Here is a 14,536-nt window from a genome sequence, read left to right as displayed (position 1 = left end):
TAACTGCCTTTACTCTGCGTCCGAAAACCAAGTCCTTACACTAGAGTCAGGTAATCACTGAATACTACGAGACTCCCCTCGAAGCCCGTGGATTGCTTCTGATAGAAAACACAAATAATTTACATCTATCCATTTTGCATATCGACAAGCGTATCAAACTACTATAGATTTAGATGTATAGACGTCTACATATCTAGCTTAGGGAGAAAGCTGTGCCTATTCGCATTCCAGACCAATTGCCAGCATCTGATGTTCTTCGTGAAGAAAACATCTTCGTTATGCCGTTATCAAGAGCATCGACACAGGAAATTCGTCCACTTCGAGTCTTGATCCTCAACCTAATGCCGAAAAAGATTGAAACTGAAACTCAATTTTTACGCCTACTATCAAACAGCCCATTGCAAGTGGACGTAGAGCTGCTGCGCATTGATGACCGACCAAGTAAAAACACACCGACTGAACACCTTGATAACTTCTACCGCCAATTTGAAATGGTCAAAGGAAGAAACTTTGATGGATTGATCATCACTGGTGCGCCGCTTGGCTTGGTTCAATTTGAAGATGTTATCTACTGGGATCATTTAAAAACCATCATGGAATGGGCAAACAAACACGTGACTTCAACTCTATACGTATGTTGGGCGGCTCAGGCTGGTTTGAAGTTATTGTATGATTTGCCTAAACGTACTCGTAAAGAGAAGCTGTCTGGTGTTTATAACCACGAGATACATAACCCATACCACCCTATTTTACGTGGCTTCGACGATACATTCTTGGCACCGCACTCTCGCTATGCTGACTTCTCTCAGGAGTACTTAGCTGAGCATACCGACCTTGATGTTCTTGCGACTTCTGATGTTGCGGGTGTATATCTAGCGGCGACCAAAGATAAGCGAAACGTGTTTGTAACAGGTCACCCTGAATACGACTCCCATACACTTCACAATGAATACATTCGTGATTTAGGTGAAGGCATGGAGCCTGTTATACCGATCAACTACTACCCGAACAACAATCCAGACAACAAGCCTGTTGCAAGCTGGCGTAGTCATGGCCACTTGTTGTTCTCTAACTGGCTAAACTACTGCGTTTACCAACAAACGCCTTATGATTTGGATCATTTCAGCGAAGAAAATTTCACTAAAGACGATTAAGTTCTTTATTCCGATTCAAAAACACATAAAGCCGTGTTCAGTAGATTGTTGATAAAACGACGAATTGGACGCGGTTTTTTTATGGTGGTTGAGTCGCATTCCATAATAGATTTAACACTTCAATGGGTTTGATTTCATATGATGGGTTGGTGTTCATAAGGAGCTTCACATGCCTGCCAAGCCGTCATTCTCAAATCCGATTTCGTTGCACCGCCCCCTTTCGTTACCAAGTTTGGTACTACTCACCTCGCTTTCGTTGGTCGGTTGCGTCTCTGTCACTGAAGGACCACCAAAAATTGAAAGCGATCCTATTGCGATGTCTGAATCTCGAATCGAATTAGGTTTGGGCTATATGGGACAAGGCAATATGGTAAGAGCGCGTGAAAATCTTGAGCTGGCTATCAAGCACGCACCTAGCTACTACCGTGCTCGACTTTCAATGGCGCATTACTACGAACAAGTGGGCGAAGTAGACGAAGCGAGAACCACTTACCGCAAAGCACTCAGTCTCGATTCTAGAAACGGTAATGTATTGAACAACTACGGTACATTTTTGTGTAAACAGGGCGAATACGAACAAGCCGACAAGTACTTCAATCGAGCCATCGACCAACCCTACTACTACTTGGTGTCTGCAAGTTATGAAAACGCGGCATTTTGCGCATTTAAGGCTGGCAATACTGACCAAGCGAAGTACTACTTCACTCGCGCCATTGACCATGACCCAAATCGAGTAAAGTCGATATTACAGCTTTCTAAAATCGAAGTCAGTGAGGCCGATTACAATGAGGCTCGACTTCGTTTATTCAAATTCCACCAGCGTTATGGCTATCAAATTCCATCACTTCAAATCTTGGTCGATCTCGAAAACAAAGCCGGGAACAGAGCCCTAGAGCAGAAATATCAGAGTAAGTTAGATGAGTTGCTTTCTGCTTAGCGAATATGCAAAACACAAAAAACGGGCTTGTTGCGTTAACAACAAGCCCGTTCATAATTTCGACTTAATATCTTAATTAAGTGCAGTCGTTACTTAAGCGCGATCCACTCTTGTCTTTGTTCATCGTCCATAAAGGTCCATGCGATAAAACGACTCACCTTCTGGCCTTGCGACATCTCGACAACTTTCACTTGTTTAGCTCGTAGCTTACCCAGCTCTGAACGAACCATATCGACGTTATCTTTCTTAGAGATCAATGTCGTAAACCACAAAACTTGAGTAGCAAAAAGCTGGCTCTCTCTCGCCATTTTCATGATGAAAGCAGCTTCGCCACCCGGGCACCAAAGCTCGGCTTTTTGACCACCAAAGTTTAAGGTTGGTTTATCTTGCTTAGTTGATTTATTTTGCTTGGCTGGCTTCTTGTTCATTTCTGGCTTAAATGACTGACCGGCCTTCTTAGCACGGTTCGCCGCTAGGTTATCCAGTTTACGTTGTGACCCCTTTTCCGCTTCTTCAAGGGAGCTATGGAATGGAGGGTTACAAATAGTGACATCGTAACGTTCATTACCCTTAATCACGCCCTTAAAGATAGATTCAGAGTCAGCTTGTAGGCGAGCTCGGATCTTACCTTTTAGATTAACGTTGCTTTCCGCAATGAAGTTCGCTGTTTTGATGGAAACAGGATCAACATCTGTACCTGTGCAACGCCATTTGTATTCCGTGGTGCCAATGATTGGGTAGATACAGTTTGCACCAACACCAATATCTAATGCTTTCACAGACGCGTGGTTATATGGTTCGCCTTGGCCATCGCTATTAAGGATGTCGGCCACTCTGTGAATGTAGTCTGCACGGCCAGGAATTGGCGGGCACAAGTAACCAGCAGGAATATCCCAATGTTTAACGCCGTAGTGATGCGCCAACAAAGCTTTGTTGAGTAGCTTAACAGCCAATGGATCAGAGAAATTAATGGTGTCTTCACCCACTGGGTTCTTGATCAGATGCTCTTTTAGCTCGGGCAAGGCTGCAACCAACAATTCGAAGTCATAACGACCAGTGTGCTGGTTTCTTGGGTGTAATCCACCTTGAGGTTTTTCAGCCGAACGTCTTTTCTGAGCTGCGTTCTTGTTAAAAGCCGTTTTATTGAAAGAACCCTTATTCGATGACCCTTTATTCGCACCCTGCTTCCCTTTGCTGTCTTTTGCAAAAGGTCGCTTTGCTTTGTTATTGCTCGCACCTTTCGGTGCACTATTCTTGCGGCTTTTATCAGATGTGTTCTTTGTAAAAATACGCTTGTCGCTGCTTGGCTTAGCTGTACTTGGCTTAACATCAGCTTGGTTATCTTTTGTTTTTGCTGATGAAGTACTGTTTTTCGACAGGCTTAGCGTCGTTCTATTTTGTGATTGGCTCATTGGGCTACTTCTTTAAATCTAAATACATCATGAATAAACGGGCATCCAACTCAAGTTGATGATATTCCGGTTCCATGTGACAGCATAGTTGGTAAAAGGCTTTGTCGTGTTCTTTCTCTTTGATATGCGCCAGTTCGTGTACCACCAGCATCCGCAACAAAGATTCTGGTGCATTTTTAAAAACACTGGCGATACGAATTTCATTCTTCGATTTGATCTTTCCACCGTGATTCTTAGCAACGTAAGAATGCAGACCTAACGCATTGTTGATTAGGTGTATCTTACCGTCGTATATCACTTTGCTGATCGGTGGTGTTTTTTTCATGTAGCGATTTTTTATCTCAATCGCATAGTCAAACAGGGCTTTCTCGCTTTTGATTTCATGATTCTTTGGGTAGCGAGCTTCAAACCACGGCACCAATTTACCCGACTCAACAAGTTGAGTCACAGGATCGAGAATGTGCTTAGGATAGCCTTGAATATAGCGTAAAGAAGGATGCATGCTGAAAGACCGTACAAGTTACACCACGACAATACGTTGTGGTCTTGAAAATTGAGCCGCATAGTGTAACTGATCACACTTTTCTAATCACCTAGGATTCGTTAAACTTTAGCGAGATTCACCAAGAGAATGAAAAAATGAAACGTGTTGTATTGTACGTCGCAGACAAATGCCCGCACTGTAAAGATGCCCAAAGGTATTTAGACTCTAAGAAAATTGTTTACCGCCTGACGAATGCAAAGATGCAGCGTGGTCGTAAAGAATTGCAAGCGATGGGTGCTCGTTCTATCCCCGTGCTTAAGATCGGCGATCAAGTGATGGTCGGCTGGAATCAGAAAAACTTCGATAAGATGTATAACTCAAAGAACACTTAACGTGATTTAAGAGACTTATATTTCTACAAATAAAGCCCGAATGCCCAACCTAGGATGTTCGGGCTTTGTTTTGTCTATTACATTCTAAATCACACATACCGCTTAACGAATTCGATAAAGGTTCGGTCTGCTTTTGACAGATACCCTTCCTTTCTCCACGCCAAAGATAGGTTCAGTTTCACAGGGTCTTTAAATGGCACGCCTACTACGTCTTCCTCGTATTCTGTCACCAAGCTAAGCAACGCGGTGATGGCAAACTCTCGCTTCACGATAGAAAGAATCATTGGCAATAAATTGGTTTCGAACGCGATGGTCATATCGAGGTTGTACTTCTTACAAGTCGCATCAATAAAATCACGGTGGAAGTAGCCTGATTTGAACATGATCAGCTCTTGCTCAAAAAATTCTTCAAATGTAATTGAGGGTTGAGAAGCCAAAGGATGCTCTTTACCGACGACAGCTAACATTTCTGAACTGAGTAAGTGATCTGTTTCAAGATCGTCCGGTACATTCTCATGGTTGATTACGCCGATATCGAGTTCGCCGTTTAACAACATTTCTCGAATCGATGCGGTGCCGGCATCAATCAACGTCAACTTTAGATTTGGGTATTGGCTTTTAAATGCCATCACGACTTGCGGGAAAAAGTAACTCCCCATCATGCTTGGAGCGCCTAATCGAACCTCTCCTTTTTCTAGTCCCTTTAGTTCATTCATCGCGAGCTGAGCATCATCAAACTGCTGGGCGATTCGCTTGGCATGCTCGAACAACACTTTTCCCTCTTCCGTTAAGGTGACGGATTTGTCTCCGCGACGAAACAGAATCAACTCAAGCGTCTGTTCGAGTTTCTTGATGGAGATACTCAATGCGGGCTGTGCGATATGCAGCGCTTTTGCGGCCTGAGTGAAGTTACCAAACTGCGCAACAGCCAGAAAATGTCGAAGTGGTTTTGATTCAAGCATGGCGATATATTAAATATATAGAGGTGATATCTTTAATATATTTCTTTAATCACAATTGTACTGATAACTTGTTCACAAATAGCTTACTAACTCGTGCAGGCACAACGTAAATGTTTGATAAAGGCAGTCCTCAATACAAACGAATTACCCAATCATTGGCGATTGGTTCATTTATCATTTTCTGTAACCTTTATCTCTTTCAGCCAATCTTGCCGCACATGGCGGAGCACTTCCAAGTATCTGAAACTCAAATCAACTGGCTGTTTGCTGCAACAACACTTGGGCTCTCCATTAGTTTAGTGCCTTGGGCAATCGCTTCTGAAACCTTTGGGCGAAAACCCATCATTCTGTTCAGTCTGTTCGCTATTCCTTTGATTGGATTGAGCATGGTGTTCACAACCACCCTACTACAGCTTGTTATTGCCAGAGCATTCATGGGCATTGCGGTCGCTGCTTTTGCAGGCGTGGCGGTTGCCTATATGGTCGAAGAGTTGTCACCGAAAGCATTCGCAGTCGCGATAGGCGGTTATATTGCGGCTAACTCATTAGGTGGCATTTTCGGGCGTGTATTGGGTGGCTTGATTACGGATTATTTCGATTGGCATGCGACAGTTTTGTTTTTCGTTATCGGCTCTTTGCTTGGCGCACTCTATATTGCATATAGCTTACCTGACCAACAAAACTTCAAACCACAAAAAGGCCTGTTCTTTCATCATAACCGTTCTGTAGTGATGCACTTAAGAAACCGAACACTTTGGCTCGCGATGTTGATTGGTGGTGCTAACTTTGCCCTGTTCGTTAACCTGTATTCAGTAATGGGCTTTAGGCTAGTATCTGCGCCTCACTCGGTGCCCGTTGGTTTAGCTTCGCTGATATTCTTATGTTACTTGGCCGGTACGGTGAGCTCTAAGCTTTCAAACAAATGGACACTTCGTTTCGATCAGTTAAACGGTATATTGATGGGCGTGTGCATTAGCTTAATTGGAATGCTGGTTTCTGCCGTCGACAAAGTCCCGTTCATGTTAGCGGGCTTGTTATTGATTAGTGGCGGTGCGTTCTTTTCCCACACCCTTGCCTACTCTTGGGTGAGTCAAAAAGCACCGAGCGCCAAAGCGACGGCAACGGCACTTTACTTAGTCCACTACTACATCGGCGGCAGTTTAGGTGGTTTCTTACTCTTATATTGTTGGCAGCTGTTTGGTTGGAATGGTGTAATCGCAGGTGGTTCTATCTTCTATGTTGCGATATTTGCTTGGGTCTACCAGCTAAAACAACTTCAAGTGTCAGCCTCTAAACTCGCACAAGCATAACTACGACTGAAGTTGTAACTCAATTATTGCTTTTGATTAACGTCCGTTCTGATATCCTACGCAAAATTTCATTTCGGAACCTGTTATGTCGAACACTCAAAGCACAGATCTTCAAACCATCCACGACCAAGTAAAACAGTGGTTAGACGATGTCGTTATTGGCCTAAACCTGTGTCCATTCGCAGCCAAGCCACAACGTAATAAACAGATTAAGATCTTTGTGAGTGAAGCAAAAACGGAAGAAGCGTTGTTGGAAGACATCATGACGCATTTCGTAGAGTTAGATAACACGCCTGTCGCCGAGTTAGAGACGACTTTGGTGGTTGTGCCTAACATGCTGCAAGATTTTTTCGACTACAACATGTTCATTGATTGGATTGAAGCGTTGATCAAACAAGAAGATTGGGAAGGCGTTTACCAAGTGGCAACCTTCCACCCAGACTATTGTTTTGGTGGTGCGGATCCTGAAGACGATGAAAACCTAACAAACCGCTCTCCGTACCCGGCTTACCATTTGATTCGTGAAGCGAGCATGGAAAAAGTGTTGAAGCACTACCCTAACCCTGAAGCTATTCCTGATACCAACATCGCGAGAGTTGAGTCTTTAACGCCGGAAGAACGCCGCAAACTGTTCCCTTATCTGTTCAGTTAATAGTTCAGTTAATCGCTAACATGCTGGCTCATATTCCTGAGCGCTCTTGATGATATGGACGAGAAATAAACTGATCTCGTCCATTTTGTTTCGCAATGTACAGACATTCATCGGCAACTTTGATCAGCTTATCTAACGCCGACATCCTTTCCCCTTTGGTATCCCCTGTACTCAACTCAAAGTGACACGCACCAATTGATATAGTGACAGGCTTTCTATCCAGTGTGATTTTCTTCATCTCTTGCAAAAGAGTCATGAACTTATCTTCTACACAACTTGGTGTTTTATTTGGATACCAAAGAATGAACTCTTCACCACCAAAACGCGCCACAAACTCACCCTCTTGAGTGTTATTGCTCAGCACGTTCGCCACTTTCTTTAAGACAACATCACCCATTTGGTGGCCATATGTGTCATTGACCTGTTTAAAGAAATCGATGTCGACAACGGCCAAGGTTCCCTTACCTAAAGAGCCTTTTAACTGCTCCACTTCTGCATTCAATGTTTTGAACAAGCAACGTCTATTTGGCAAGTGTGTCAGAGGATCGTACAGAGCTTGGTACTCTAACTTCTCATTCAGCTCTTTGAGTTTTCGTTCTTGCTGCCTTCTAACCAGCTCCACTTCGATCCAAGATGCCATTAGTCTCATCACGTCGACATCGAACTCTTTGAACTCGCGATGATAGGGTGCTGGGCTTGAAAAGTTTAAGGTTCCATAAAGCTCATCATTAACGAAAATGGGAACCCCAATATAAGACTCCAAGCCAAAAGACTGGTAAGCAGGATGCTTCGCATACTTATCGTGTTTACCACAATGCTCAATGCAGATGGGGCCAATCGATTTACAGGTAATTTCGCAATAGGTTGAACGATAATCGAAGGTGTCACCGCTATTGAGTTCTACTCCTTCAGGCGTAACACAATGTTCAACAACGTAAGCATTGCCATCGACTTTCGATAAGATACCAATATCAAGGTTGAAGCGTTCAAGCCCCATAATAAGCAGCTGAGCGATCTGAATATCAAAGCCCTTTCGATAATCATTGGTGATTTGATACAAGCGGCGTATAACAATTTCACTTTCACTGGCTTGGTTCATAAATGGAATTCCGCTGCTGCTGAAGTTAATGGCAGCATTAATATTTCGTATATTAAGAAGAGTAAAGTGTAAAAAAACATAATAATCAATTAGTTTGTATGCAAAATACCTCATTGGTCCAATGAATAAAAGTCGACTTCTTCGACTTTGCGTTAGCACCCTATTCCTAGCTTTGGTAAAATAATCCATTAACGAAACAGAATGGATAGGAAAATGAACCTTTCTCAACTAAGCCAAGAAATCTACGATCACCTTTACCGCGACATTGAAGAGTTCCGCAGTACTTTTGATCTGCCTGTTGCTGCTCCTGAAACAATGGACGAAAAAGGCGATACGCTACATACCTCTCTAGCGATCGAAGAACTAACAGAACTTGCAGAAGCTGACTCTAAAATCGAACAAGCGGACGCTATTGTAGACAGCGTTTATGTTTTGATGGGACGCTTGGTTCACCTTGGTCAAGCTAAGGTTGAAGACAACCTAGCAATCAGCTACCTGATCGACCTACTGTTGAATGTTTCTAAAAACCGCTCAATTGACTTCTTACCTTGCTGGGACGAAGTACATTCAAGCAACATGAGCAAGGTATGTCGCAACGAAACTGAATACGCTGAAACAGAAGCTTTCTATGCTGAGCAAAACATCAAGCTGATGGCGGTTCAAAAAGGCGAATATATCATCGCTAAGTGTGCGGAAGATTTCGTATCGGAAGGCAAGACGGTTCGCCAAGGTAAGGTACTAAAATCAGTACACTACCGTCCTGCGAACCTTGAGCCACTAACTGCTTAAATAAGGTTAAGACTGAAGCGGTTAAAAGCTTCAGCTAATTTGAATAGCAAACGCCACGTTTAAATAACGTGGCGTTTCATTATCTGTCAGTCAATTCTAACTGTGTAGCTAAGCGCTATACCAGTCGTGCCATATGATAAGCCGCCACATATTCGCCATTTCTGAAAGCGAACCCTGCGGACTCTCCTTCAATCACGAAACCAAACTTCTTATACAGACTGATCGCTCTTTCGTTATCGGTATACACCGTTAACTCCATTCGCTTGATGTTAATCCAGTTATCACACAAGTCGATTGCTGTTGCGAGCAGTTGGCTACCGACACCTTTGCCTAACACATCGTCTTTAACACCCATACCAAATGAAGCCACATGTCGTCTTCTTGGATTCACACACACTTCCATTCCCAAGTTGCCAACAATCTCATCGTCGATCATCGCGACATACGAGTACACGTTGTCAGGCATATTAGAGATTCGTTTTTGCCAGCTTTCCAGAGATGGATTTGGGAGTTGCAGCGTACCGGTATAAGCATTAGTGCATTCGTAAACTTCTTTGATTCCCTTTGCATCTGACGGTTCAGACCGTCTCACTATAATACTCATCGCAACTCCTACTATTTTCATCGCTAAATATGAAACACATCCTTAATGTGCACCTAGACACACTATCAAATAGTAAATAATTAACAATAGGTTAGATGAAATTGTTTTTATTGGGGCTGATGTGGGGAATGTATGTGGATGCTCTGAAGAAGTACATTTGAGGAATCAAGGCTAGTTAAACTGGAGGTAATTCGATATGGGCACCTCGGGTGTGCCCACGCCGCCAAATCTATGGAGTTAGTTAGCTTTGGTTCATCATGATCTAACTAATTCTGTTCTGGTTAATCATGAACTAGTTCATCTTGATCTAGTTAATCACGCTCACATTGAACTTGCATGACTTTAAGGTCTGTTGCATTTAGCTTCTCAGCTAGCGCTGCGCCTTCTTCATTACATTGCTCAAGAGTCGTAAATTGGGTGTTAACTTCCATTTCTGCTGTGCTATCAGCGCCACCCATCATTAGGCTTAGAATCAGTGTGAGTTCGTACATAAAATAATCCTCTTTCGAGCTTTCAAAGCATCCATTCGAATAAGATAAAGTGACTAGAATCCGCCCTAATTCACTTGTTTCGTTTGAGATAATTCTAGTCATTCGCTCGATTCGAGTCTTACCATTTTGTGCCAAGAGGTAACAAAGTAAGTACGCTTATCTTATTGGGCTTAGTTGATACTGAGTAAACGACCTCGTTCGATATCTTGCTCAAGCACCTCTGGAGTCAAGTCGCCATGTCCATGGTGATCGTGATTATGGTGATGTCCATGATCGTGGCCGTTTGAATGACTTTGATGTTCATTTGATCTTTGAGCTAACTTATCTGAATCCAAATAAGTGTCAGTCAAATCAGCACAATAATCTTGAGTCCATAAGCGACGAGCGTCGTCATCACTCATGATTTGCTCAGCTTTAGGGCCCAGCTTATCCATGTAGTACATCCCCAACTCCTCACCTTCTACATTGGCGTGGTTGATAAGATTCATAAACGCAGGCTCCTGATTCTCATCTGATAGATGACCATTTTTGTAACACACGGTTAGGCCAATAATGTCGTCGCCAAGTTGCTCTAATTCAGGGTTAAAATGATTGTGACTGTGATTATGTTCGGCAGCGGCGACAAGCATTGGAGTAAGTAAAACACATGCGATAGCCAGTAGCTTAATGGTATTTTTCATGGGATAGACCTTCTGTATTTTCGAATACAAAGTTGATTAGTTGGCTGACTTAGCTTCTTGTGAGCTAAGTTAAGGGGAACTTCAAGACCATTTCAGCCTGAGTACCCCTCTGTCTCACTACAAATAATCAATATGGTTGGATAACGAGGCTCGATATAACGAGCGTTCTGTAGACAAAAATCACTTATCAACTACGATTCTTGCTGGTGCGATGGTGTAAGTCATTGGCTTCACCTCCCATTCACCTTTTGCTTCCAATGCAACCGCTAGTGCTTGCGCCTCTTCACATACCTTCGCTGGTTTTCCGTCAGCCCAGTACGATGGACCCGAGGTGTAGCCGCACATCACTGAAAACGTGTGTTGGCCATTCTTTGTGGTGTATTCCGTCATAATGACACCACCTTCTCCATGCGTTATTTTTAGTGAGCCTTCATCGGCGACATGCATTGCATCGGAAGGATTCGGTTTAACATACGTTGTGTAGGTCCCGCCATCTGACATGGATTGGTTGTCATACATGGTGTAGCCTTCTTTTTCTGAAGGTAAGGTCAGTTCGTAGTTAGGATCAATATCCGCTAAACGTTCTGAGTTATTCGTCGCACCAGGTTGATAGTTGTGAGCATTGGATTGTCCGTTAGCGAAAACAGACGCTGACACTAAAGATAGAATGACGACCGCTAAAATTGATTTTTTCATAATGAACTCCAGATATTCTAAGCAAAGAAGTGGTAAGCAATAGTTTTATGATTGAGTAAGAGAATGGGTTTATTTACCTAACTTTTTAGGATGTGAGGGCAATATCAGCCCTCACTGCAAATACCCTATTTGTTATCGGTTCCTGCTCCTTCACCAGGCTCAGTTGGACGACTTACCGATTTGCGCTCAAGATTGTGGTGAGCACGCACTCTATCCATGTATTCTTGCTTGGTGTTCATACCTTGCTTCATTGCTTCTGGTACTTGTTCAGCTGGGATTACGATGTCACGGTCGACTGGCCACTCTGTTAACAGCTCTGGGTGGTAGCCTTCTGGGTAGTACAGTTTTGGATCCAACTCTAAATCACGAATCTCTTGTTCTTGTATGTCTTCACGGCTGTTTTTCGGCAGCGGAATTCTAAAGTCAGACCCATCTGCCATATCAAATTGTGGCGCTCTCGCATTCGGGAAATCAGGTAAAATACCTTCACGAACCCACGCATTATCTTTAGTCATGTTAACGACAATCCCATCTGGCGCACCGAAGTGGTAAGGCCCTTGCCAATGGTGGCGAACCTCTGCAACGGTTTCCTCATTAAGATATGGGTCGAATGTCATGTGCGTTGTCATGAACAAACGCGGTTGTACTTCATTCGCCACATAACCCGCCGCGTACGCTGGTGTATGGTGAGTATCAACGGTGTAACGTGCTAAGAATGGCGGCACACCTTGAATAATCGAAGACACACCAAACGTTTCGGTTTGCAGCTCAGTAATGAACAAGTCTGCACCTTTTGCGTATTTCAAATCCAACTCGGTTGGGCGACCGTCTCCTGTCCAAACAAACGAAAGCACTCGACCGTCATCTTGAGTCCAATTCAAGCGGTAACCAGACGCGCCATCTTTTGCGTGACTGCGTCGCCAGTGAATCACTTCCACATTGTCTTGGTCATAGATAACGCCACCGTCGTCGCGGAAATCAAACTCGTGTACCACTATGTCGTTGCCTGATGGGAACACATCAAATGCGTCGGTGTGCCAGTTCAACATTTGCTGCATGCCTTCAATCATATGACGAGTGCCATATTCTGGAGTCGCACCACTCGGACCATAAATGTTAAGCGGCTTTTCCCAGCGACCATTCCAACCACCAAATTGATACAGATAAGGTAACGAGCCGTAATGATCTACGTGTAAGTGAGTAATGAAGATATGGTCGAGTTCATTCATCGCGACACCCGCCGCTACGTAGTTCGCAATTGATCCTTCACCTAAATCAAAGACAAAGTTAGAGCCGTTACCCAATTCGACGTATATCGAGGTGTTTGCCTGCCCCGGGCGAATCATTGGTGATGTCCCCATGAACGTGACACGCATTTCATCCGGTTGAACTTCTTCAGTGCGTGGGAACCAGTTGGCGCCCGACACCATGTGATCGCCATAAGGTGCAATGCCCTCAAACATCAGGCCTTCTTTCCAACCTGAATTGGTTTCTTTGCGATAGTCACCATTGTTTACACCGCCCATTAACACAGAAAGCACCTCTTCTTCTGAAGAGTACAAGTTCCCCTTAGGTTGAGTGCTCAGATACTCTTCAAGGGTTTCACCCTCGTGATATTCAAATTTCTCGAGTTTTTGAATATCAGAGTTAGTTTGCTTGGTGTTGTATTGCATCATTGGGTCAGCAGCAAAAGCGGTGGTCGTGATGATCATTGCTGTAGAGATGATTGATAATTTTGCGAAAGTTCTCATAGTTTCACCTATCGGTCTGAGTATTTAGTAAATGAATGAAGTTCCTTCCTCACTCCGATGCAAACAAGTTTATTAATAAACAGAACCTTGATATATAGTGTAAACTTTACTTAAAACCTCCATTTCATTTATGAGTTAATGATAACTCCACCATGATTTGGATGAGTGGCAATAAGAATAGAGGGAACTGAATTTGGACCTTAATCTACTGACGACATTTTTGGCCGTTTACAAACACAGCTCTATCACCGTGGCATCAGAGCAGCTCGATATTTCTCAACCCGCGGTAAGCGCGGCGATTAAGAGACTCGAAGGTGTCGTGGGCAAGGCTTTATTTGTGAGAGAAGGACGAGGTATCGCGCCCACTGGAGCAGCGGTATCACTCGCTAATAAGATAGAAGACCCATTGAACATCATTGGAACGGTTGAGCAGCAAAAGAATGACCTTAAAGTCTATTGCACAGAGAGCTTGCTTCATTTCGTTAGCCAGGTTGAAGGCGTAAGCTTTACGGAAGCGCCACTCGAAGAGGAAGAACTGTTTGATGCGCTTACTGCACAAAAAGTAGATATCGTCATTGATGTACTTTCGAGTAAGAAACACTCATTGATTGAAGAAACCATCGTCGATGAGGAGCCCGTGTGTCTGACTCGAATCAACCACCCTCGAATTGGTGAGACACTAAGTAAAGAAGAGTATTTCCAAGAGGAACATATTGCGCTCAAGATCAAACGCGCCAACATGAACACGGTCGAGTTTTTATCAGAGAGCGATATCGAGCCGAGAAAAGTCAGAATTGAAACCAGCTCAATTTCAAGCATGCTGATTTTGGCAAGCACGACAGATTATATCGCCGCTTCTACTCGCTCTTTTGCAGAAATGCTTGCACCAGCGCTTGGCTTACGCGTTCACCCTATCCCCATCAAATTAAGACCGATCACGTTTCGAATGCTCTATCACCGCCGCTACGCTAAAGACGAACAGCACATCAAAACCCGTGAAGCAATCAAATCAGCATTAAGGAAACATAAATGAAACTGAGGTTTTAACTAAAGTTAACCCTATTAATATAAATTCAGTTTAATCACATACTCTCTAGCAAGTTAATTCAATAGAACGACACTG

The 14,536-nt window shown here is 43.5% G+C and carries 16 protein-coding genes; 7 read left to right on the top strand and 9 right to left on the bottom strand.

The genetic code is table 11. From position 1 onward, the window contains the following. Positions 1–212 precede the first annotated feature (212 nt). Positions 213–1,154, top strand: a complete 942-nt coding sequence (metA, locus tag ACED45_RS14685) for a homoserine O-acetyltransferase MetA (RefSeq protein ID WP_060981869.1) — start codon at positions 213–215, stop codon at positions 1,152–1,154. A gap of 169 nt (positions 1,155–1,323) precedes the next feature. Then, a complete protein-coding gene (gene pilW / locus ACED45_RS14680; RefSeq protein ID WP_371714341.1) occupies positions 1,324–2,091 on the top strand; it encodes a type IV pilus biogenesis/stability protein PilW in 768 nt (255 codons plus the stop codon). A gap of 89 nt (positions 2,092–2,180) precedes the next feature. On the opposite strand, the gene rlmF is transcribed toward pilW, so the two are convergent. Then, the gene (gene rlmF / locus ACED45_RS14675; protein WP_371714340.1) at positions 2,181–3,503 is read right to left on the bottom strand and encodes a 23S rRNA (adenine(1618)-N(6))-methyltransferase RlmF; all 1,323 of its coding nucleotides are present in this window, start codon (positions 3,501–3,503) and stop codon (positions 2,181–2,183) included. A 4-nt stretch (positions 3,504–3,507) separates the two neighbouring features. Then, positions 3,508–4,005, bottom strand: a complete 498-nt coding sequence (locus tag ACED45_RS14670) for a YgjP-like metallopeptidase domain-containing protein (RefSeq protein WP_371714339.1) — start codon at positions 4,003–4,005, stop codon at positions 3,508–3,510. A gap of 137 nt (positions 4,006–4,142) precedes the next feature. Here ACED45_RS14670 and ACED45_RS14665 point away from each other — a divergent pair, with 137 nt between their 5' ends. Further along, complete coding sequence (locus ACED45_RS14665) at positions 4,143–4,379, top strand: glutaredoxin family protein (protein WP_016786183.1); 237 nt, start codon at positions 4,143–4,145, stop codon at positions 4,377–4,379. Between the two features lie 89 nt (positions 4,380–4,468). On the opposite strand, the gene ACED45_RS14660 is transcribed toward ACED45_RS14665, so the two are convergent. Continuing rightward, a complete protein-coding gene (locus tag ACED45_RS14660) occupies positions 4,469–5,341 on the bottom strand; it encodes a LysR family transcriptional regulator (RefSeq protein WP_371714338.1) in 873 nt (290 codons plus the stop codon). Between the two features lie 110 nt (positions 5,342–5,451). On the opposite strand from ACED45_RS14660, the gene ACED45_RS14655 reads away from it, so the two are divergent. Both ACED45_RS14655 and ACED45_RS14650 read left to right on the top strand, forming a co-directional pair. Next, complete coding sequence (locus ACED45_RS14655; protein ID WP_371714337.1) at positions 5,452–6,651, top strand: MFS transporter; 1,200 nt, start codon at positions 5,452–5,454, stop codon at positions 6,649–6,651. Between the two features lie 85 nt (positions 6,652–6,736). Then, positions 6,737–7,303, top strand: a complete 567-nt coding sequence (locus ACED45_RS14650) for a DUF1415 domain-containing protein (RefSeq protein ID WP_371714336.1) — start codon at positions 6,737–6,739, stop codon at positions 7,301–7,303. A gap of 28 nt (positions 7,304–7,331) precedes the next feature. Here the strand turns inward: ACED45_RS14650 and ACED45_RS14645 are convergent, their stop codons facing one another. Beyond that, positions 7,332–8,402: a sensor domain-containing diguanylate cyclase gene (locus ACED45_RS14645; RefSeq protein ID WP_048611898.1), complete on the bottom strand. Its 1,071-nt coding sequence runs from the start codon at positions 8,400–8,402 to the stop codon at positions 7,332–7,334. Positions 8,403–8,615: 213 nt separating this feature from the next. On the opposite strand from ACED45_RS14645, the gene ACED45_RS14640 reads away from it, so the two are divergent. After that, on the top strand, positions 8,616–9,191 hold the full coding sequence (locus ACED45_RS14640) for a nucleoside triphosphate pyrophosphohydrolase family protein (protein WP_017059167.1): 576 nt from the start codon (positions 8,616–8,618) through the stop codon (positions 9,189–9,191). A 115-nt stretch (positions 9,192–9,306) separates the two neighbouring features. Here ACED45_RS14640 and ACED45_RS14635 read toward each other — a convergent pair whose 3' ends face one another. The 5 genes from ACED45_RS14635 to gntH form a co-directional block, all read right to left on the bottom strand. Beyond that, complete coding sequence (locus ACED45_RS14635; protein WP_017068284.1) at positions 9,307–9,795, bottom strand: GNAT family N-acetyltransferase; 489 nt, start codon at positions 9,793–9,795, stop codon at positions 9,307–9,309. Between the two features lie 311 nt (positions 9,796–10,106). Then, complete coding sequence (locus tag ACED45_RS14630) at positions 10,107–10,286, bottom strand: hypothetical protein (protein ID WP_017095358.1); 180 nt, start codon at positions 10,284–10,286, stop codon at positions 10,107–10,109. Between the two features lie 170 nt (positions 10,287–10,456). Continuing rightward, positions 10,457–10,966, bottom strand: a complete 510-nt coding sequence (locus tag ACED45_RS14625) for a hypothetical protein (RefSeq protein ID WP_371714335.1) — start codon at positions 10,964–10,966, stop codon at positions 10,457–10,459. Between the two features lie 180 nt (positions 10,967–11,146). After that, positions 11,147–11,662, bottom strand: coding sequence for a hypothetical protein (locus ACED45_RS14620; RefSeq protein ID WP_017068282.1), 516 nt, complete (start codon positions 11,660–11,662; stop codon positions 11,147–11,149). Between the two features lie 125 nt (positions 11,663–11,787). Further along, positions 11,788–13,413 carry a guanitoxin biosynthesis MBL fold metallo-hydrolase GntH gene (gene gntH / locus ACED45_RS14615; RefSeq protein ID WP_017068281.1) on the bottom strand — a complete coding sequence of 542 codons (1,626 nt, stop codon included), beginning with the start codon at positions 13,411–13,413 and terminating at the stop codon, positions 11,788–11,790. Between the two features lie 193 nt (positions 13,414–13,606). Here gntH and ACED45_RS14610 point away from each other — a divergent pair, with 193 nt between their 5' ends. After that, positions 13,607–14,446 carry a LysR family transcriptional regulator gene (locus ACED45_RS14610; protein ID WP_017068280.1) on the top strand — a complete coding sequence of 280 codons (840 nt, stop codon included), beginning with the start codon at positions 13,607–13,609 and terminating at the stop codon, positions 14,444–14,446. Positions 14,447–14,536 lie beyond the last annotated feature (90 nt).

It is taken from the genome of Vibrio crassostreae (assembly GCF_041439375.1).
Classification (GTDB): domain Bacteria; phylum Pseudomonadota; class Gammaproteobacteria; order Enterobacterales; family Vibrionaceae; genus Vibrio; species Vibrio crassostreae_D.
The sequence above is the reverse complement of the archived record's forward strand: the minus strand, read 5'-3'. Positions and strand labels throughout refer to the sequence as shown.